The 19,717-nt window shown below is 66.7% G+C and carries 18 protein-coding genes, 1 tRNA gene and 2 pseudogenes; 15 read left to right on the top strand and 6 right to left on the bottom strand.

The annotated features are described in order from the left end of the window. The first annotated feature begins 31 nt into the window (after positions 1 to 31). Positions 32 to 346 (top strand): TadE family type IV pilus minor pilin, encoded by a 315-nt coding sequence (locus M8859_RS19620; RefSeq protein ID WP_249644650.1) that lies wholly within the window; start codon positions 32 to 34, stop codon positions 344 to 346. 326 nt (positions 347 to 672) lie between these two features. Further along, positions 673 to 1,020: an Rv3654c family TadE-like protein gene (locus tag M8859_RS19625; protein WP_249644725.1), complete on the top strand. Its 348-nt coding sequence runs from the start codon at positions 673 to 675 to the stop codon at positions 1,018 to 1,020. A 290-nt stretch (positions 1,021 to 1,310) separates the two neighbouring features. Here the strand turns inward: M8859_RS19625 and sftH are convergent, their stop codons facing one another. Further along, the gene (gene sftH / locus M8859_RS19630) at positions 1,311 to 3,695 is read right to left on the bottom strand and encodes a DEAD/DEAH box helicase (RefSeq protein WP_321212448.1); all 2,385 of its coding nucleotides are present in this window, start codon (positions 3,693 to 3,695) and stop codon (positions 1,311 to 1,313) included. Positions 3,696 to 4,131: 436 nt separating this feature from the next. Between sftH and M8859_RS19635 the strand changes: the two genes are divergently transcribed. The 8 genes from M8859_RS19635 to M8859_RS19670 all read left to right on the top strand — a co-directional run bounded on the left by M8859_RS19635 (position 4,132) and on the right by M8859_RS19670 (position 11,998). Then, positions 4,132 to 4,338, top strand: a complete 207-nt coding sequence (locus tag M8859_RS19635) for a cold-shock protein (RefSeq protein ID WP_011206895.1) — start codon at positions 4,132 to 4,134, stop codon at positions 4,336 to 4,338. Between the two features lie 321 nt (positions 4,339 to 4,659). Next, complete coding sequence (topA, locus tag M8859_RS19640; RefSeq protein ID WP_443678228.1) at positions 4,660 to 7,545, top strand: type I DNA topoisomerase; 2,886 nt, start codon at positions 4,660 to 4,662, stop codon at positions 7,543 to 7,545. 37 nt (positions 7,546 to 7,582) lie between these two features. Then, complete coding sequence (locus tag M8859_RS19645) at positions 7,583 to 8,089, top strand: mycothiol transferase (protein ID WP_249644651.1); 507 nt, start codon at positions 7,583 to 7,585, stop codon at positions 8,087 to 8,089. A 121-nt stretch (positions 8,090 to 8,210) separates the two neighbouring features. Then, positions 8,211 to 9,416, top strand: a complete 1,206-nt coding sequence (locus tag M8859_RS19650; protein WP_159924486.1) for a DNA polymerase III subunit delta' — start codon at positions 8,211 to 8,213, stop codon at positions 9,414 to 9,416. A 62-nt stretch (positions 9,417 to 9,478) separates the two neighbouring features. Next, positions 9,479 to 9,554, top strand: a tRNA-Thr gene (locus M8859_RS19655). Between the two features lie 114 nt (positions 9,555 to 9,668). Beyond that, positions 9,669 to 10,709: a tyrosine-type recombinase/integrase gene (locus M8859_RS19660; protein ID WP_249644652.1), complete on the top strand. Its 1,041-nt coding sequence runs from the start codon at positions 9,669 to 9,671 to the stop codon at positions 10,707 to 10,709. Between the two features lie 38 nt (positions 10,710 to 10,747). After that, entirely contained in the window at positions 10,748 to 10,921 is a 174-nt protein-coding gene (locus M8859_RS19665) for a hypothetical protein (protein WP_372492922.1), read from the top strand. A 99-nt stretch (positions 10,922 to 11,020) separates the two neighbouring features. Beyond that, on the top strand, positions 11,021 to 11,998 hold the full coding sequence (locus M8859_RS19670; RefSeq protein WP_249644653.1) for a coiled-coil domain-containing protein: 978 nt from the start codon (positions 11,021 to 11,023) through the stop codon (positions 11,996 to 11,998). Between the two features lie 562 nt (positions 11,999 to 12,560). Here the strand turns inward: M8859_RS19670 and M8859_RS19675 are convergent. Then, positions 12,561 to 13,034 (bottom strand): DUF6328 family protein, encoded by a 474-nt coding sequence (locus tag M8859_RS19675; RefSeq protein WP_249644654.1) that lies wholly within the window; start codon positions 13,032 to 13,034, stop codon positions 12,561 to 12,563. A gap of 248 nt (positions 13,035 to 13,282) precedes the next feature. Between M8859_RS19675 and M8859_RS19680 the strand changes: the two genes are divergently transcribed. Next, the gene (locus tag M8859_RS19680) at positions 13,283 to 13,723 is read left to right on the top strand and encodes a copper chaperone PCu(A)C domain-containing protein (RefSeq protein WP_249644655.1); all 441 of its coding nucleotides are present in this window, start codon (positions 13,283 to 13,285) and stop codon (positions 13,721 to 13,723) included. 216 nt (positions 13,724 to 13,939) lie between these two features. Here M8859_RS19680 and M8859_RS19685 read toward each other — a convergent pair whose 3' ends face one another. Beyond that, entirely contained in the window at positions 13,940 to 14,455 is a 516-nt protein-coding gene (locus M8859_RS19685) for a MarR family winged helix-turn-helix transcriptional regulator (RefSeq protein ID WP_249644656.1), read from the bottom strand. A 94-nt stretch (positions 14,456 to 14,549) separates the two neighbouring features. On the opposite strand from M8859_RS19685, the gene M8859_RS19690 reads away from it, so the two are divergent. Together M8859_RS19690 and M8859_RS19695 are read left to right on the top strand one after the other, a co-directional pair. Continuing rightward, positions 14,550 to 14,981 carry a nuclear transport factor 2 family protein gene (locus M8859_RS19690; protein ID WP_249644657.1) on the top strand — a complete coding sequence of 144 codons (432 nt, stop codon included), beginning with the start codon at positions 14,550 to 14,552 and terminating at the stop codon, positions 14,979 to 14,981. Positions 14,982 to 15,010: 29 nt separating this feature from the next. Beyond that, a complete protein-coding gene (locus M8859_RS19695; RefSeq protein WP_249644658.1) occupies positions 15,011 to 15,547 on the top strand; it encodes a nuclear transport factor 2 family protein in 537 nt (178 codons plus the stop codon). A 320-nt stretch (positions 15,548 to 15,867) separates the two neighbouring features. Here M8859_RS19695 and M8859_RS19700 read toward each other — a convergent pair whose 3' ends face one another. Further along, positions 15,868 to 16,389, bottom strand: coding sequence for an ATP-dependent DNA ligase (locus M8859_RS19700; RefSeq protein ID WP_249644659.1), 522 nt, complete (start codon positions 16,387 to 16,389; stop codon positions 15,868 to 15,870). Between the two features lie 459 nt (positions 16,390 to 16,848). Here M8859_RS19700 and M8859_RS37675 point away from each other — a divergent pair. Continuing rightward, positions 16,849 to 17,031, top strand: a pseudogene (locus M8859_RS37675) (ATP dependent DNA ligase); the annotation flags it as partial. A gap of 31 nt (positions 17,032 to 17,062) precedes the next feature. Then, positions 17,063 to 17,227: pseudogene (locus M8859_RS19705) on the top strand (ATP dependent DNA ligase); the annotation flags it as partial. 57 nt (positions 17,228 to 17,284) lie between these two features. On the opposite strand, the gene M8859_RS19710 reads toward M8859_RS19705, so the two are convergent. Beyond that, a complete protein-coding gene (locus tag M8859_RS19710; protein ID WP_249644661.1) occupies positions 17,285 to 17,893 on the bottom strand; it encodes a hypothetical protein in 609 nt (202 codons plus the stop codon). A gap of 1,281 nt (positions 17,894 to 19,174) precedes the next feature. Further along, positions 19,175 to 19,678, bottom strand: a complete 504-nt coding sequence (locus M8859_RS19715) for a GbsR/MarR family transcriptional regulator (RefSeq protein WP_249644662.1) — start codon at positions 19,676 to 19,678, stop codon at positions 19,175 to 19,177. Positions 19,679 to 19,717 lie beyond the last annotated feature (39 nt).

A 19,717-nucleotide genomic window follows, 5' to 3' on the forward strand; every position in this document is an offset into this window, starting at 1 on the left:
CTCGCCGAGACTGCGCGACGACCGGGGAGCGGTGACGATCGAGGCCGCGATTGCACTGACGGCGGTCCTCGCGACCCTCGTGCTGTGTCTCGGTGCTTTGCTGGCGGCGTCGACACAGGTCCGCTGTGTCGACGCCGCCCGTGAGGCGGCCCGCCTCGCGGCGCGCGGCGATCATGCGAACGCCCTCCCGGCGGCGGAGCGCATCGCCCCACCATCGGCCGACATCGCCCTGCGCACCGACGGCGCTCGTGCCATAGCCGTGGTATCCGCCCGAACTCCGCTTCTGCCTCTGCTCACGCTCCGTGCCGAAGCGGTCGCAAACCTCGAACCGGGGCTCGCGAAGTGAAGGTGGTCCTGGCAGTCCGTTCCCTCACGTCCGTCGGCCCATCACGTCGGGGCGGGTTCGTCGGCGCGGTACTGCCGGAAGGAGCGAGTGGAGCGCGGAGGCTGCACGTCGACGTGGCCGACCACGCCATGCGCCCTGGGCAGTCCGATCCGAGGGTGGCTGTTCGGAGTGGAAGAAGTGTGTCGGCACACGCCCCGACCAGGGAAGACGAGTCCGGGATGACAGCGGGGGTGACGTGAATGGCCCGAGGAACCGGACCTGAGCAGGTCGCGGGCAGCGCCCGGCTCGAGCGGAGACAGCGCACGTCCTCTGGGGCCGGGCGCCACATGTCCGCTGACGAGGGGTTGGCCACGGTGTTCGCGTGCCTGGCGCTCGTGGCGCTGATCGGGGTGACGCTCTTGATCGCCCAGATCGGTGCCGTGGTGGTGGCGCGGCATCGGGCGCAGGCAGCAGCGGATATGGCGGCGCTGGCCGCGGCAGGCGCTTTGGTCGGAGGCGTCGACGTCGCATGCGGCGAGGCGACAGCGGTGGCACGCCGGATGGGCACGCGAATCCGCGAGTGCGACGTAGCGGATTGGGACGCCATGGTGACTGTCGAAAGGAATGTACCTATAGGTCTGTATGGAGGTCGCGACGTTCTAGCGAGCGCGCGGGCCGGACCAGTCGAAGAGTGAGAGAGTTCGATACACAGTCGCCCGCGCGTCGCTTCCGGTAGCGGGAAACGGTAATTCTACTGGCCGGTTAAAAAAGGCCTCGGTGCAATTCCCCGCGCGAGTCCGGATATGGAAAACGAATGAATGCGCATGTCCGCAATGGAGGCGGTGGCAATGATCTAGTTAACATGAATGTATTCCTTTTTATTCGGCAGAGGTGAAGCGGTGTCATTCCACTGGGAGATGTCCCAACCTTCCCAGCGTGCTCGCTGGCAAGGTCGACAATTGGTCACATGTCCGGCTCGGGCCCGTCACGAATGATGCGCAGCGTCTTCACCAGCGGACAGTTCGGCGAGTACGGCCGTGAGCAGGCGTCCCGCTGCGGCCTTGTGCAGCGGGTGGTTCCCATTGCCGCACTTGGGCGATTGCACGCAGGACGGACAGCCTGCCGCGCAGCCGCACGACTCGATGGCCGCCAAGGTCGCCGAAAGCCACTGTCGTAGCCGGGCGAACCCGCGTTCGGCGAAACCGGCTCCGCCGGCTTGGCCGTCGTAGACGAAGACGGTCGGCAGCCCGGTGTCCGGATGCTCGGCGGTGGACACGCCGCCGATATCCCAGCGGTCGCAGGTCGCCACCAGGGGCAACAGTCCGATCGCCGCGTGTTCGGCCGCGTGCAGCGCTCCGGGAACGTCCTGCGGTTCGATCCCGGCCAGCGCCAACAACTCCGGTGTCACCGTGTACATGACCGCCCTGGTGGGCAGTGTCTGCGGCGGGAGGTCGAGTTCGACCAGGTCTAGCACTTCCCCGGTGAGCAGCGTGCGCAGATAACCGATCACCTGGCTGGTGACCCGCACCCCGGCCAGGCTCACCGTCACGTGACCGTGAGCGCGGTGCTCGGTCACCACGTCGACGGCGATCGTTGTCACCTGACGTGCGTTGGTGGTCCACCCCGGCTCGGCGGCGTGCACGAAGGCCACGCCGTCGTCGAGATCCAGCTCGTCGACCACGTAGGTCTCGCCCTGATGCAGGTGAACGGCGCCTTGGTGCAGCGTCGCCCGTGCCCGCGCCGCGTCGGCGGTACCCAGCAGCCTGCCGGTCTCGCCGTCCACGATGGCCACCGGAGCGCCGATCCCGCCCCGGACGTCCACCGCGTCGTGCGGCTGCGTCTCGGCGGTCACGTACCAGCGCGCGCGGTCATCGGTGCCGCGCCGTCTGATCAGCCCCTTCGCGGCCAGCTCCGCCAGCACTTCGCGCGCGCCGAGTTCGTCCACCTCCACGTCGGTGAGCGGCAGTTCCAGCGCGGCGCACAGGAGTTGCGGACCCAGTACGTAGGGGTTGCGCGGATCTGTGATGGTGGCCTCGACCGGCTTGTCCAGCAATGCGTCGGGGTGATGGACCAGGTAGGTGTCCAACGGGTCGTCCCGCGCCACGAGCAGGACCAGCGACCCCTGTGTGCGTCGACCGGCCCGCCCGGCCTGCTGCCAGAACGACGCGACCGTTCCGGGGAAACCGGAGATGACCACGGCATCCAGTCCCGCGATGTCGACGCCGAGCTCCAACGCGTTGGTCGTCGCCGCGCCCAGCAGCGATCCGTCCGACAGGGCCGCTTCCAAGTCGCGCCGATCTTCCGCGAGATATCCCGCCCGGTAGGACGCCACGCGCGCGGCCAAGTCCGGATCGACCTCGGTCAACAGTCTTTTGGCGTCCATGGCGGTCAGCTCGGCGGCCCGGCGCGAGCGGACGAAGGTCAAGGTGCGCGCGCCTTCGGCCACCAGATCGGCCATGATCCGCGCTGCTTCCGCGGTGGCCGCCCTGCGCACCGGTGCGCCGTTCTCGCCGGTCACCGCGGTGAGCAGAGGCGGTTCCCAGAGGGCGACGGTCCGCGGCCCCCGCGGCGATCCGTCCCGGGTGACCGCGATGACCGGCGCGCCGATCAGACGCTCGGCGGCCGCCGCCGGTTCGGCCGAGGTCGCCGAGCAGAGCACGAACACGGGATCGGCGCCGTACCGCGCGGCGATCCGCCGCAGCCTGCGCAGCACCAGCGCGACGTGTGAGCCGAAAACACCCCGATAGGCGTGGCATTCGTCGACCACCACGTAACGCAGCCTGCGCAGCACGCGTGCCCAGCGCTGGTGTGAGCGCAATATGCCCAGGTGGAGCATGTCCGGGTTGGTGAAAATCCATCGCGCGTTCGCGCGGACCCACTGCCGGATCTCGGCAGGCGTGTCGCCGTCGTAGGTGGCCGGATGGATGTCGCGCAACGGGCCTTCGTGAGTCAGGGCGCCGACGGCGCGCAGCTGATCGGCGCCGAGCGCCTTGGTCGGCGACAGATACAGCGCGGTGGCCTTCGAATCCGCTTGCAGCGCCGTCAGTACCGGGAGCTGGTAGCCGAGCGATTTGCCGGAGGCTGTCCCGGTGCTCACGACCACATGCAGGCCTCGAAACGCCGCATCCGCCGTCTCCGCCTGATGGCGCCACGGCGCGTCGACGCCCGTGTCGCGTAATGCCGCAATCACATCCGGCGATGCCCAAGCGGGCCAACCGGCGTGATCGGCGGCCCGGGCGGGCAGCTCGACCACATGGGTCAGCCGGGGGTCGTCATCCGGGACCCCGGCTAGGACACGATTCAGCAACGATGCCCCGTAGCCGAGTCCGGTTCGCAGCCGCGCACGCGGCGCCGAGTCCGCCGGATTCACGATGAGAACCCCGCAACACGCTCCGGAAGTGTGAAACGTGTGCGTCCGGGAACGTCCACCTGCCATTTCGATACCCAATAGCGACCTGGGTCACAGCTCCTTTGCTGTATGTCGACTCGGTTATCAGCAGGCAAACGGACCCCAAGTCCGGATTCCGCCATTGTCTCCCTCACCTGCACATTCGCAAGATCAACTTTTTTGCAAATTGTCGGTAACTCGACTGTTGAATTGCCCGAAGACATGGTTCACTGGTTCCTGGTCGCAAGCTTCTGTGTTCGAGGGACGGATCCAAAGTCCAAACCGTCAGCAGGATCGATGTTGCGAACGGTGTGCTTGGTGCTTTCCTGCAGGGGGAACCAACAGTACAGCGGTCACAACGGACCCGGTGGACGAACCCAGTTGTCCGCCGTTCCGGTAAGAAAAGAGAAGGAACAGAATGGCACAGGGAACTGTGAAGTGGTTCAACGCGGAGAAGGGGTTCGGCTTCATCGCGCCGGAGGACGGCTCCGCTGACGTCTTCGTCCACTACTCCGAGATCCAGGGTTCGGGCTTCCGCACCCTCGAGGAGAACCAGAAGGTCGAGTTCGAGGTCGGCCAGGGCACCAAGGGCCCGCAGGCCACCGGAGTGCGTGCGCTCAGCTGAGCGGCGCGAGATTCACAGCTCGTCCCTCACCACCGGTAACGGGGTGGGGGACGAGCTATATCTGGGGTGAGCACTGCCCGCGCGAACTGGCGGAACAGCCCGCCGAGCACGACGCGGCGAGAGTGCGGCGAACAGACAAGGCATACTGATTCGAACTGACGCGCGTACGCTCAGTGGTTCGAGTCGCAAGCAACTCGACCACACGCGGCGTCACGGTATAAACGTGTCTGGTGGCGATGTACAGCCGTCGCAGCCGCTTACCCCAGCCGCGCACAGCGGAAACAACGCAGCGCGGGTCGATAAGGAAAGGTGTATTCGCCGGTGGCAACACGAGACCGCGGTGCAGCCGACCAGGGCCGTCCCCTGCGTCGTCTCGTGATCGTCGAGTCCCCGACCAAGGCCCGCAAGATCGCGCCGTACCTCGGTCGTAACTACACGGTCGAGGCGTCGGTCGGGCATATCCGGGATCTGCCGCGAGGCGCGGCCGACGTACCGGCCAAGTACAAAGGCCAGTCCTGGGCGCGTCTCGGCGTGGATGTGGACAACGACTTCGAACCCATCTACGTCGTCAGCCCGGACAAGAAGGCCAAGGTCACCGAGCTCAAGAGTCTGTTGAAGGACGCCGACGAGCTCTATCTGGCCACCGACCCCGACCGCGAGGGCGAGGCGATCGCCTGGCACCTGCTGGAAACGCTCAAGCCCAAGGTGCCGGTCCGGCGGATGGTGTTCCACGAGATCACCGAACCCGCGATCCAGGCCGCCGCCTCGGACACCCGCGACCTCGACAACGATCTGGTCGACGCGCAGGAGACCCGCCGCATCCTGGACCGGCTCTACGGCTACGAGGTCAGCCCGGTGCTGTGGAAGAAGGTCATGCCGCGGCTGTCGGCGGGCCGAGTGCAGTCGGTGGCCACCCGGGTGATCGTGCAGCGCGAGCGCGAACGGATGTCGTTCCGCTCGGCCGAGTACTGGGACATCGCCGCCAAGCTGGACGCCGGTAACGGCGAAGCGAGCGACGCCGCCAACCCGAGGACGTTCGGCGCGCGGCTGGTCGCCGTCGACGGCGCTCGGGTTGCCACCGGGCGTGATTTCGGATCGGACGGGCAGCTCAAAGCGAGCAACGGCGTCGTCGTGCTGGACGAGGGCTACGCGCGGCGGCTGGCCGAGGCGCTGGACGGCGCCGACCTGGTGGTCTCCTCGGCGGAGGCCAAGCCCTACACCCGCAAGCCGTATCCGCCGTTCATGACCTCGACGCTGCAGCAGGAGGCCGGTCGCAAGCTCCGCTTCACCTCCGAGCGGACCATGCGGGTCGCGCAGCGACTGTACGAGAACGGCTACATCACCTACATGCGTACCGACTCGACGACGCTGTCGGAGTCGGCCATCGCCGCGGCGCGCGCGCAGGCGACTCAGCTCTACGGCTCGGAGAACGTGCACCCGACCGCGCGGCAATACAACCGCAAGGTGAAGAACGCGCAGGAGGCACACGAGGCCATCCGTCCGGCAGGCGACACTTTCGCCACGCCGGGTCAACTGCACGCGCGGTTGGACAACGACGAGTTCCGCCTCTACGAGCTCATCTGGCAGCGCACCGTCGCCTCCCAGATGGCCGACGCCAGGGGCACCACGCTGACGCTGCGCATCACCGGCGTCGCGGGCACCGGCGAGGAGTGCGTGTTCTCCGCTTCGGGCCGCACCATCACCTTCCCCGGCTTCCTGAAGGCCTATGTGGAGAGCGTCGACGAGGAGGCGGGCGGTCAGTCCGACGACGCCGAGTCCCGGCTGCCCGCGCTCGAGCAAGGCCAGGCGGTCACCGCGGTCGAGCTGAACCCCGATGGACACAGCACGAATCCGCCCGCGCGCTACACCGAGGCGTCGCTGATCAAGACGCTCGAAGAGCTCGGCATCGGCCGTCCGTCGACGTATTCGTCGATCATCAAGACGATCCTCGACCGCGGCTACGTCTACAAACGCGGCAGCGCGCTGGTGCCGTCCTGGGTCGCGTTCGCCGTGATCGGGCTTCTGGAGGAACATTTCGGCAGGCTGGTCGATTTCGACTTCACCGCCGCCATGGAGGACGACCTCGACGCCATCGCGGGAGGACGGGAGCAGCGCGGAAACTGGTTGTCCAGCTTCTACTTCGGCGGCGATCACGGCGTGGAAGGCTCGGTCGCGCGATCCGGCGGTCTGAAGAAGATGGTGGGGGAGCGGCTCGACGACATCGATGCGCGAGAGATCAACTCCATCAAGCTGTTCAGCGATTCCGCCGGACGCGATGTCGTCGTCCGGGTCGGCAAGTACGGCCCGTACCTGGAGCGGATGGTCGCCGATCCCGAGGACCCCGAGGGCAATTCGGTCTCGCAGCGCGCCAATCTGCCGGACGATCTCCCGCCCGACGAGCTGACGCCGGAGGTCGCCGAGAAGCTGTTCGCGACGCCGCAGGAAGGCCGGTCGCTGGGCATCGATCCCGAGTCGGGGCACGAGATCGTCGCCAAGGAAGGGCGTTTCGGGCCGTACGTCACCGAGATCCTGCCCGAACCGCAGGTCGAGGAGGGACAGGAACCGGCCAAGAAGACCGCGAAGAAGGCCGCGGCGCCCAAGCCGCGCACCGGCTCGCTGTTCAAGTCCATGGACTTGGCCACCATCACGCTCGATGAAGCGCTCCAGCTGCTGTCGCTGCCGCGGGTGGTCGGCACCGACCCGGCCAACGGTGAGGAGATCACCGCGCAGAACGGACGTTACGGGCCGTACCTGAAGAAGGGCACCGACTCGCGTTCGCTCAACACCGAGGACCAGATCTTCACCGTGACGCTGGAGGAGGCGCTGAAGATCTACGCGGAGCCCAAGCGCCGTGGACGCCAAGCCTCGAGCGCGGCCCCGCTGCGTGAGCTCGGCACCGACTCGGCCAGCGGCAAGCCGATGGTGATCAAGGACGGCCGCTTCGGCCCGTACGTCACCGACGGTGAGACCAACGCGACGCTGCGCAAGGGCGACGAGATCGAATCGATCACTCCCGAACGGGCCATGGAACTGCTCGCCGACCGGCGGGCGCGCGGACCGGTGAAGAAGACGGCCAAGAAGACCGCCGCGAAGAAGGCGCCCGCGAAGAAGACAGCGGCCAAGAAGGCGACCACCACGAAGACGGTGGCCAAGAAGAGCGCGGCGTCGAAGGCGGCGACCAAGAAGACCGGCGTCGGGAAGTCGTGAATTCTCGGTTCGTCGCATCGGCCGTAGCCTGAGCGCCATGAGTATCGAACCGGAGCGCGAAGATCTGATCGCAATGCTCGCCGACCAGCGTGCGCTCTTCCGCATCACCCTGCGTGGCATCGATGACGAGCAGGCGCGGCGGCGAACCACGGTGAGCGAACTGACCCTCGGCGGCCTGCTGCACCACTTGGTCAGCTGCGAAAGCCACTGGACCACGGTGATCGTGCAGCGCGATGAGAACGCGGAACTGGACGTCTCGAAGTTCGGTGGCGAGTACGTCATGGCGCCCGAGGAGACCGTGGCCGGACTGCTGGCCACCTGGGACGAGGTCGCCGCGGCGACGGCCCAACTGATTCGCTCGGTGGACAGCCTCGACACCTCGATCCCCTATCCGACGGCGCCGTGGACGCCGGAGCGAACCTGGCAGTCGGTGCGCTACACGGTGTTGCACATCCTGCGGGAGATCGCGCACCACTCCGGGCACGCCGACATCATCCGTGAGGCGTTGGACGGGGCGAACAGCACATCACAGCGCGTCTCCTAGTCAGGAGTCTGCCGAATGTCACCCGCACCACCGTACGAGCGCGCTTTCTGCGCTGCTCGGTGTGGCCGGGGCCTGCCAGGATCGCGGTGAACTGTCGGTCGGGGCGGATAGGGTGGACGGCGTGGCGGGAGTCTTCGATCGGTTGGTCGGCCAGGAGGCGGTCGAGTCCGAGTTGACGGCTGCCGCCGTCGCGGCGCGCGGGGGCGTGGTCGAGGGCGCTATGACGCATTCGTGGTTGTTCACCGGCCCGCCGGGGTCCGGCAGATCCGTCGCTGCGCTCTGCTTCGCGGCGGCGTTGCAGTGCACCGACCCGGGGACACCCGGGTGCGGCAGGTGTCACGCCTGCACCACGACCATGGCGGGCACGCATGGCGACGTTCGCCGGGTCGTGCCGGAGGGGCTGAGCATCAGCACCAAGGAGATGCGCGAGATCGTGCAGGTCGCCTCGCGCAGGCCGAGCACGGGGCGCTGGCAGGTGGTGGTCATCGAGGATGCCGACCGATTGACCGAGGCTGCGGGCAATGTGCTGCTCAAGGTCGTCGAGGAGCCGCCGGACCGGACGGTGTTCCTGCTCTGCGCGCCCTCGGTGGATCCGGAGGACATCTCCATCACGCTGCGTTCCCGCTGCCGTCATGTGCACCTGGTGACGCCGTCGGTGCCCGCCATCGCGCGGGTGCTGCGGGAACGCGACGATCTCGACGAGAAGACCGCGCATTGGGCCGCCGCCATCAGCGGCGGGCACGTCGGCCGCGCCCGCAGGCTGGCCACCGACGAGGAGGCGCGAGCCCGCCGCAAGCGTGCCCTGGCTTTGGTCACCGCAGTCGGCAAGCCCGGCGCGGCCTACGCCGCCGCCGACGAGTTGGTGCGCGCGGCCGACGACGAGGCCAAGCAGATGAGCGCGACCCGCGACGAACGCGAGCGCGAGGAATTGGCGACCGCGATGGGCGCCGGCGGCACCGGCAAGGGCGCGGCGAGTGCCACCCGGGGCTCCGCGGGCGTGCTCAAGGACTTGGAGCGGCGGCAGAAGTCGCGAGCGACCCGCACCGGCCGTGACGCGCTCGATCGCGCCCTGATCGATGTGGCGGGCGTCTACCGGGACGCACTGGCCGTCCGATTCGGCGCCACCCGGCTCGGATCCGGCGTCGCGCTCACCCACCCGGACCTGTCCGACGAGATCCACGATCTGGCCGAGCGGGTGCGCCCCGAGGGCCTGCTGAAGTCCATCGAGGCCGTCCTCGCTTGCCGCGAAGCCCTCGACCAGAACGTCAAACCCCGTTTCGCCCTCGCCGCCATGGCCGCCGCCCTCATCGCCGCCCGCGCACAGTGACCGTGACCACGCGTTTTCGCGATCGGGCCGCAAGACGATAGACTCGCTTGGCCGCAAGGCACGCCGCCTTAGCTCAGTCGGTAGAGCGCTTCACTCGTAATGAAAAGGTCGGGGGTTCGATTCCCCCAGGCGGCTCCACGTAAAAGCCAGGTCAACCGCAATGTTGGTACCCTGGAGCAGGCCCGGTGTCATCACCGCCGTCATCAACCGCATCTCGAGGCGACGTGTCTTCCGACAACCGGAAGGTTCACCATGGCCTCCACACCCCGCCCGCGGCCCCGCAGCGACGGCAGCGTCGCCTGGCAGGTCCCCTTCTACTACCGCGACACCGGCGGCAAGCGCCGTCAATCCTCGGAAACCTTCGATGAGTACGCCGAGGCCCAGTGGTGGGCCGCACTCATCGACAAGGTCGGCATCGAGGAAGCGCTGAAGGTCCTCGAAGCCACACGCGAGTCCGGCTCCGATGTGATCCTTCTCACCACCTGGCTGCATCGGTACATCGACCGGATGACCGGCGTGCAGGAGGACGGCCGCCGCAAGTACCGCGCGTTCATCCGCAACGACATCGTCCCGTTCTTCGGTGAACGCGCCCCGATCGACGCCGTCACCCAGGACACCGACGCCGCCTGGGTCGTCTATCTCGAACAGGACCGGGGTAACTCACCCAAGACCATCGCCAACAAGCACGGCTTCCTCAGCGCCGCGCTGCGCGCGGCCGTCGAGCAGCGCCCCACACCGCTGCTGCCCTACAACCCGTGCGCGGGTACCCGGCTGCCTCGGCACGATCCGGCGGAGATCGATATCTTCTCCAACGACGAATGGGAGCTGTTCGAGCAGTTGCTGCTCGAACGGTGGCGCCCGCAGGCCGAGTTCGGGCTGGTGTCCATGGCACGACCCAGCGAGGTCGGCGCGCTGCTGGTGCGCGACATCGACCCCGAGACCGGCGCGGTGCGGATCAACAAGGCATGGAAGGACGACGGCACCCGCCTGCGGCTGGGCAAGCCGAAATCGAAACGCGGCATCCGCACGGTCAACGTGCCGCTGGAAACCGTGGCGCGGCTGGATCTGGCGCGTCCGGGCGACGCGCTGCTGTTCCACACCCGCAACGACACACCCGTCACCGCCTACCACTTCTACAAGAACGCCTGGCAGCCCGCGCTACGCCGCCTCGAGGCGCTGTCGCGCCGGGACTTCAGCTTGTTCACCAAGAAGGCCCTGTGGCGCGGTGAGGACCCCGAACTGCTGCTGGCCTACTACGCAGCGCGGTCAACACGCTGTGCGGTAAGCGGCTGAGTCCCTACACCCTGCGCCACACCGGCATCTCCTGGAAGTTGCAGGACGGGGTGCCGCTGTTCGTCGTCTCCCGCGACGCCGGGCACGAATCGGTCACCACCACCGACCGCCGCTACGGCCACAACGACCGCGCCGCCAGCGCCTCCGCCGCCCAAGTCATCGCCGGACGGTTACCACGCGTGCGTGCCAGCATGCTCACCCTCGCCGCCTGACCTTTCCGTTTCCCCGACGTCCGCACCGAGCGAAATCCATTCCATTTCATTCCGTCCCGACCGGCGGAATGAAATGGAATGGATTGGAATGGAACTCATGTGCTGAAAGCCGTCACCGGAGCACCGATCAGCCCACCCGAAGGCCTGTGCCAATTCCCCGGCTGCCACACGCCGCTGCCCCCACGCGCCCCCGGACAACGCGGCGCCCCGCGCCGCTACTGCGACAACCCCGACCACACCGCCCAGAAAGCACTGCGCCACAGCAGAAACCTCCACCGCCAAGCCACCAAGCTCGACCTGCGCCAGCTGTCACTGCGACCGGTCACCGACGGCAAAACCAACCTGTCGGCGTTGCTGGATCGCTACGCCCAGTTGCGCTACGAGCTCGCCGCCGTCGCTGCCGACGTGACCGACCTGTTCGCACACCTCACCGACCCAGCCGCCATCGACCGCGAAATCGCCGACATCGAGCGCGAAGCCACCCGCCGCGTCACCGCCGCCGAACAAGCCCGCGCCGATACCGAACAGCACAACCGCGCACTGACAAAACGCCTCGAACGCGCCCTCGCCCGCGCGGAGCAGGGCTTGGCCGCCGCCGACGAAGCCGACGCCAGAGCACAGCACGCCAGCGACCGCCTCGCGCGCGTCGAACAGGAAGCCGCCGCGCGGGTCGTGGCGGCCGAGGCCGAGCGCGACCAGATCTACGCGGAAGCCGAAACCGCGCGGAGCGAGATGCGCGATACCGTAGAAGCAGCTCGGATCGCCCAGGCCCGCGCCGAAGGTGAGCGCGACCTCTTTCGCGACCAGCACCACGCCCTGTGCGAAGAGAACCGGCTCCTGCGCGAACGCCTCGACACCGAGCGCAGTGAACATCGGCAACGCATCGAAGCCCGTGACATCGAATACGCCCGCGCCATCACCGCTGCCCACGCCTTGGCGAGCCACGCCGCCCGGGAACACCGCGAACAGCTCACCGAAGTGATCCGTCGTTACACACGACAACCACACCTTCGGTTGAAGCGGGAGGCGGCTGACGAGCCCGATCCTGTGGCCGCTGGCCAATTCTCGCCTGGCTAGTATGGCTTGCGTCGTCGGCCCGCAGGTGTAGCGCACGACTCTCCTGTATGGGCCGACGGCGCGGATCTATCTCGCGGCCCAGGCGGGTGCAGCTGGCCGGGCGAGGTACGACAAGGTCGACGACCGCGGCAAGCGGCGTTACACCGTCGCCGATTCGGCGTCACCCGCCCACGATCTACCGACATCTGGCTTCCCAGTGAAGACGTGGCCCCCGGATCGAGCGTGAAACGAAACGCCTATAAGAAGTTCTATACGCCTGACCTCGCCTCAGGTGAATGAGGGTGGCGGACTCGTGTCTGGGCGTGCGTCCTCACGAGGCAGTGATAACGGGTGGCCAATCCTGCGGTTCCACATTCGTTGGTTTGCCGATTCCGTCTTCACCCCAATCGAACTCTGGGCTAGGTGGACCCCACTGCCGAGGCGAGCTGAAAATTACAGGCTCACTGCCAAATTCGGAGCCCAAAAAAGTGCTTCGACCTGCGAATTTAACTTGCTGGAAATCTGCACCACTACTACTGAAATCTGCCTGTTCGAACGTCGAGTCACCGTTGAAGGTGGCCGGTTAGTCGCGGCGCCGATGGAGACGGACGAGTGGCACCACGTACCACAGGGTGGCCGTGAAGGTGGCCACGGCGGCGCCGCTCGCCACGCCGACCCATGCGTTGTCGTCGAAGATGTATCGGGTGACGACGAACACCGCGGCCGATACCGATGCTGCCAGGAGGGCCATGCCTGCCACGGTGAGCGCGATACCGAGACGTAGGCGCGTTTTGCGGTCTTCGTCGGGGGCGGTCCGGTGGTGTACCGCGGGCGCGAGGAAAAGCGCGGTTGCCGCGGCGACGCCCAGCAGTACGGCGGTGAACACCTTGCGGCCGAGGTCGTCGAGGTCGTCGAAGCCGGAGCTGAACGGCACCGTCAGAAGAAAGGCCAGCAACACCTGCGAACCGGGGATGATCGTGCGAAGTTCTTCGAGCAGCTCGCGGTAGCGTTCCCGCAGCTGCTCGACTTCGTCATCTGGCTGTGAGTCCGACCCCAATTGTCCACCCGTCTGTCCGAACGCTCAGGCGAGTCTAGCCGGACAACATCGGGCTGGCCGGGACCCGCAGCCACCGCTTCGAGGCGCACGACATGACGGATCGTGGTCTCAGCGCAGATCCAACCCCGATCAGACGGATTGGAATCGGCGTGTGTGGCTAACCGCCAGGCATGCGAAGCCGACGACTTTTGCTGCCGATCACCGTCCTCGCGGCGGCCGCTCTCACCGGATGTAGTGACAATGCCGGCGTGAACTCCAGTCATGCATGTGGAAGCGAGGGCAAGATCGGGGCGATTACAGTCCAGAACGCGTACCTGGTGCCCGCGCTGGTCCCGGGCACCTGCGTAATCCAGTACGAGGCGCCCGCCGAGTTGGCGTTCACCGCCACCAATAACGCTCTCGAGCCAGATCGCCTCACCGCGATCGAAAGCCCAGCCGCAGCATCCATACAGCTCCAAGCCAGCCCTGAGCAACTGGTCATTCCGGCCGACGGCGCACTCGCCGCTGGTCAACCCCTTGCCCAGCCCGAACGCCCCGGCAGCGAGGAACCGATCACGGTACAGGTGCACCAACTCCAGGACTGGGTCGAACCCGGCCGCAACCTCGACATTCGCTTCACCTTCGACCACGCCGGCACCCTGGAACTCGCCGTCCCCGTCGACTCCTGCCCCACCCAGCAATCGCCCTGACCGCACCTCGCCAACCTCATAGGCAGTCAAGCCAAGCACCATCGCCCCGCAGCACTTTCCGGTGCGCGATGAGGACGCCACCCGATCTCGGCGTTTATCCGTAAACATGTTCGGATGGAAGGCCACTGCAGCTTCCATCTGCCCGAACTCGGCGAGGGACACCGGCTGCTGCGCGATCCCGCCGCCCCCGGCGAGGACGAGGGAGCATGTCGGGGGCTATTCGTAGGTCCATTGGCGGCCCGGTGGGCTGGTGTCGCCCGCTGTGGTGGCGAGGTGGGTGTTGATGCGGTTGAGCAGATCGAACAGCTGCGCACGTTCGTCGTGGTCGAGCGGGGTCATGATGTGTTCGTTGACTCCGTCGAGGACGCGGTCGAGTTCGGCGAGGCGACGCTGGCCGAGTTCGGTGATGGTGATGATGTTGCGACGTTTGTCGGCAGGGTCGGGGGCGCGGCGAACCCACCCGCCGTCTTCGAGGTCGTTGAGGACGGACACGAGGTCGCTCTTGTAGACGCTGGTTCGGTCGGACAGCCCCGCCTGGCTGGCCGGACCGAACTCGGCGAGTGCGGCGAGCACGACGAAGTGATCCTTGCGGGCGCCCGCATCGCGCAGTGCGTCGCGTGAGACACGGCCCATCTGGGTGGCGGTCATCCCGGTCAGGCGGGCGAGCTGTGTCTTGAGTCGTGCCGGGGTGTGCTCGCCGTGGTCGAAACGCAGTTCCTCGCCGATCTCCATGCGCCTGAGCCTACCCCTTGCGTTAGTGCCACTAACGACCTATTTTCATTAATGACACTAACGTTAGTGTCACTACCTATTTCGGGAGCCAGCCATGCCCACCATCGAAACCACGATCCGCGACCTCGCCGACCGCGCCGAACTGACCGAACTCATCGCCCGCCACAGCCTGTGGGTCGACGAGGGTTACGCCGACACCGACCGGCTCTTCACCGAAGACGCCGTGGTCACCTCCATCCGAGGGGAGGCACACGGGATCGAGGCGCTCACCGCCCTCGCGCGCAAGGGGCACGAAGCTTACGCCCGCACTATGCACAGCAAGTGCAACCTCGTCATCGACATCGACGGCGACACCGCGACGGTGCGGGCGCACGACGTCGCCGTCTACGTCCTCGACGACAAGACCGAGGCCGTCGCGGCCGCGATCCACCACTACCGAGCACGCCGCAGCGCCAGCGGCTGGCGTTTCGACCGACTCGAAGTGTCACCGGTGGCGCGGACCGAAGCGCTGGCTCGGGCTCTGTAGGCCGATCGGAATCGAGGAATATGCACCGCGTGCTCCGGGCCGCCGCCACCTGCGCCGCCGCCCTCACTCTCATACTCACTGCCACCGCCTGCGGGGCCGACAACACGGCCACGCCCGAGAACGGTATCTCCACCACGACAACGAAAGAGGACACCATGTCCACCGCTGCTTCGACCGCCGACCGCATCGAGATCGCCGACCTGTTCACCCGCTTCGCCCGCCTACTGGACGAGCGGCGCTGGGACGACGCGGGCACCGTCTTCGCCGACGATGTGAAGGTCAACTCACCCCGAATTCAAGTCCGCGGTATCGACAAGGTCGTCGACTTCATGCGCCAGGCCGAGGTCGACGGGGAACATACCCAGCACACGACCACCGACCTACTGGTGAACGTGAACGGCGACCAAGCCGCTGCCTCGTCGAACTCGATCGTGTACTACTACCGCGACGGCCAGCCACCCCACCAGACAGGCAGTCTCCGGCAGACCTGCACCGCAGTACGGACGTCGGCGGGCTGGCGACTCAGCGAGATCCGGGTCACGCCCGCCTGGATCCGTAAGGAATGATCCCTGCCCCTCAACTGCGAGGATGCCAGCCGACCCCGCCGTCCGGCGGCGGCGATAGCACGTCTCCGGGCGGCGGAGTCGGTCTGAGCTTGCCACCGGATCAGCGCTTCCGCGGACGGCCGAGCGTACTTACCGAGAGACCCCCGAGGTGTGGCCGCTCATTCGCATCAGCATCGGTGTGGACTGCTTCCTCGTCCGACGATGATCTAGCTGCCGGGCAGCGTCCTAGCCGCCGTGCGGGGCGTTTGCGAACGCCCGGATCTGCCGCTGTGCGCGCTGAGCGAGCCGGCCACACGCCACGCCCGAAGATCAACGGCAGATCATCTCGCAGCTCGGCAACGCACGGGATTGCCGCTGGGCGAGCGGTTCGGTTTGGGCCGCCAGTTGATCTCGCGAATAAACTCAGAGTTGAGCGCCCGCCCCTCCCCGCTCCCGCGGAGAATAGCGCACACTCCGAATATCGACTCTCCACCAGTGACGTGCAGCAGATCGAAGACGTAGGCCTGGGCCGGAACCGTGCGCAGCAGGGTGCGGCTGGGCCGCATCACCCCCAGGCGCTGGCTCAGCAGCGCGAATCGCGGGATCCCGGCGCGGTCGGGGGTAACGATCTCGCTGTCGAGGACCAGCTCCCTGCCAGCCGCCAGGGCGATCAACTCTTCGGCGATCTCCGGAAAACTGTGCGTGATCGTGTTGCCGTTGCGGGTGATCAGACGGCAGGTATCGCCGGCGATCCGGGCAAGGCACCTGATGCCGTCGTATTTGAATTCATAGGCGTACCGCAGGTCGTCATCGGCGGGAACCGGGCCTGCCGTCGCGAGCATCGGCGCCGGGACACGCGCCACGAGCGGTAGCCTACCGGTATAACAAACCAATCGGTCTTTAGGGGTGGGTCGGCACCGGTAGGCGTGGCAGCGGCGTCCGGGTGCGAACACCGGGTAGCCCGAGAATTGGCAGCGATGGAGCCCGCGCGCTGCGTTCCTCCGGTGTGTGACAGCATCGGGTCGGCGCCGCGATGCACCACTTGCGGAACTGCCCCGCCCTACGAACCGGCAACGAATCTGCGGTTGTTCGCCCAGGTGAATATGCGCCGCTGTCTATCGCCACGGCGTGCAGTTCTCCTTACTCGGCCGGGATGAGATCCTGGCCCGACCACTTCGCCGCTGCCCGGCCGCAGTCAGCTGACCCCAGCGGGTCGCCTCACCATCGGCGTGTTGCCCGTTAGTCCGGTCAATAGATCCGTGTACCGGCCCGGGACGCGCTCGCGGCTGTGGCTGAAGACAGCGATCCGGCAGACGACAGAGGTGGTCATTGCCGGCTGGGTTCCCAGCAGCGGCGGCGGCGAGCGTGGCGCGCTCGGCTCCTTGATCCTGGGTGCCTATGACGAGTCGAACCGTTTGGTCTACGTCGGGCACGTCGGCACCGGCTTCACAGTGGCAGCGCGCCGGGCACTGCTCGAGCGGTTGAAGGCATTGACCACAACCGACAGCCCGTTCGACCGATCGGCACCATCCTGGGCGGATGACGGCGGCGCGGTGGGTGAGACCACAGCTGGTGGGCACCGTCGAGTATCGCGAGTATGTCGGCGCGTTGCGGCATCCGAGCTGGCGGGGATTGCGCGCCGAGATCGATCCCTCCGGGGTGCGGCTACCGACTCGAGACGATCACATCCCCCGGGCTTGAAGCTGTCATGGCTGGACTGGCCATCCCTCGACGAGCCCGTCATCGAGCCCGGTGAGATCAGGCGTTGGCGTAGCCACCGGCATTCCACACCAACCAGCGGAACTGCTGCGGGACGAATGCCTGGCGAGCGGGAACACCCGGGGCCGGAGACTGAGGCCAGAACGCCACACCGCACCGATGGCAGTAGAAACCGGCCTGCCACACCGCATGCGCGTGGCGACGTCCCCGCACGATTTGGCCGTTGCGGCGAATACGGCACACCGCGACAGTGAGCAGGACAGCGCCAGGCGCCGCTAACCCCCCGAAGAACACGACCGTGCCCAGGGCGGCAACCCAATGCGATACCCCGGGGGCGGGATGGACGATCGAAACGATCGCCGGAACGATCCATGACATCGCTGGCACGAGCAGCACCAGGGCGAAGAAGGTCAGCCACCCGGCGGGGGTGCGGGCGGGCTCACGGGCGAGGCTGTGGGCGAGTGCTGTTGTGTGGGTGCGGTCGACGGTGGCAGTGCCGAACACCGGCACCAGGCCAGTAGATGCGATTCCCATGCCGGAGTAGACGTTTGTCCCGAAGCTGGTCGACACGCCATCGGCATGCAAGGCGGGCACACTTTGCACCCAGTCGAGTCGGTGGCAGTGCGGACACGTCAGATCGACATCCATACGGGCAACCCCCTCACAAGCCGTTGCGCTGTAGCGGCGCGTCTGTGGTGCTGGTACCTGCAACGAAAGCTCTGTGGGGTATCCAACACCGTTCGCTATCTGCTGTCGAGAGCTATTCGTGAGCTTCTGCATCGACAAGTCCCTTCCGTCATTGGCTGACGAGTCAAATCGCGTGTCGTTCGGCGGCCGTGGGCTGAAATGGGCAGTGCTGCGAACCGGTGTTCGGCTCGTGGGGGGAAGAAGCGCGGGACCATGGTTCGGCCGATCGGCCCGACCCCGCAGCATCCGCCGCTGTGACCGGCGTGGCCAGACATCGGAATGGCGACTGGGCGCTGGTGGATCGGCCCCAGGGGGTGGCGTGAGAGGGCGAGCTGTTCCCGCTGAGGCACCCGGCGCCCAGTCGGTGGGGATGGACGGGCCGAACCTGGGCCGGGAAGCGTGTCCCATCAGGGAGGCCCGCCTCCGGAGGGGCAATCGCGCCTAGGAGTCGCGGGATACCTGGTGGCGCGGTCACCGATACAACTCATCGGGCCAGTGTTTCGCCTGGTGGCATGTCACCAGGAACGTGTATGTTTACGTATTGAAACGTACCCAAACGTCGTGAGATGTGGTTCAAATCCGCTGGCAGGGTGGCGTTTCGAAGCCGTGACCAGCAGTTTCTGCGGTCGTGGGGTGCGGAGGTTCAAGTCCTCCTAGGCCACCATTTAAATCTGCTATAACACCAGGTGAGGGGCTGTTTTCGCCTATTTGATGTCCCTTTAGTCCGCTTTTGGTGATGACACAGTCATCGCTAATTGATGACATGAGGGCGCTTGCCACTCCACGTACCGGCGCTGGCCTTGCCTTTTATTGTGTGCGCTATGAGGATTCGATCCTCCGACCCCAGTCTGCGGCAGAGGAGCCGCATCGGTGCGCGCGCCGAGATGGCTCACACCGCTAGGGTGGTCGGCTCGCCTGTGTGGATCCCACCGATCGTCGTCAGCCTCTCGTGGTCGGTGCGCCCGTTTCACGGCTGGTTCGGCTGAGGAAGTGGCCTTCCATCCATCCGCGTGTGAGCGCACCTTTCCCGAGGGGCCCTGCGATGACAGTTCGCCCGTCCAACACCTGCCTGAAGTGCCGGGTGCGCGATGACCGCACTGGCGGTCGTGGTCGTGGATTTGCACGTCGCCGACGCAGAACCCGGGCGCTCGACGGTGTCGACTTGAAGTTGCTGAGGTGATTTGCTCACTGTTCGGCTACGCCACGGGCGGCCGCATCACCGCTGGCTTAGTGGATTGGAGGCTAACTGAGCTTACGGTGGCGGAGTTCAACTGAGTCGTGTTCGGCGGCGTACTGCTCGCGCCAGCGATCAACGAGCGGAACCAGTTCGTTAGTCATGTAGGTATAGAAGTCCTGCATCTCGTGTAGGCGCGCCGCGGTGGCGGTGTCCGGGGCGGAAGCGTCGATGCCTTCTTGGGCGGCGTCGCGCATGGTGGCCAGCATGGTGTTCTGTTGTGACATCAGTGCTGCCCAGGCTCCGGCGCGGAAGCGGTAATGATCGCGGCGGCTGCCGGGGGCGGGGACGCGTTCGATCAAGCCGACGGGGATGAGTTGTTTGATCGCGGTGGAGACCGCGCCGGAGCTGATCGACAGCTCTGCGCACAGGTCCGCGGCGGTCATCGTGTTCTGTTCGGTGTAGAGCAAGGCGGTCATCACGCGCGCGGTGGTGCGTTGCATCCCGCCACCGTCGGACAGGGTCAAGGCCAGCTTCTCCGCGGCGGCCCGCAAGCGCTCGTTGGTTCCCACACCCGAAGCTTAGCAAGTTCGATAGGTTTAGAACATTTA

Source organism: Nocardia sputi (assembly GCF_023501985.1).

Coding starts and splice junctions, on each gene's coding strand:
- M8859_RS19625 (WP_249644725.1), top strand. CDS start 673: ATGTCCGCTGACGAGGGGTTGGCCACGGTGTTCGCGTGCCTGGCGCTC.
- M8859_RS19635 (WP_011206895.1), top strand. CDS start 4,132: ATGGCACAGGGAACTGTGAAGTGGTTCAACGCGGAGAAGGGGTTCGGC.
- M8859_RS19645 (WP_249644651.1), top strand. CDS start 7,583: ATGAGTATCGAACCGGAGCGCGAAGATCTGATCGCAATGCTCGCCGAC.
- M8859_RS19660 (WP_249644652.1), top strand. CDS start 9,669: ATGGCCTCCACACCCCGCCCGCGGCCCCGCAGCGACGGCAGCGTCGCC.
- M8859_RS19685 (WP_249644656.1), bottom strand. CDS start 14,455: ATGGAGATCGGCGAGGAACTGCGTTTCGACCACGGCGAGCACACCCCG.
- M8859_RS19690 (WP_249644657.1), top strand. CDS start 14,550: ATGCCCACCATCGAAACCACGATCCGCGACCTCGCCGACCGCGCCGAA.
- M8859_RS19710 (WP_249644661.1), bottom strand. CDS start 17,893: ATGGATGTCGATCTGACGTGTCCGCACTGCCACCGACTCGACTGGGTG.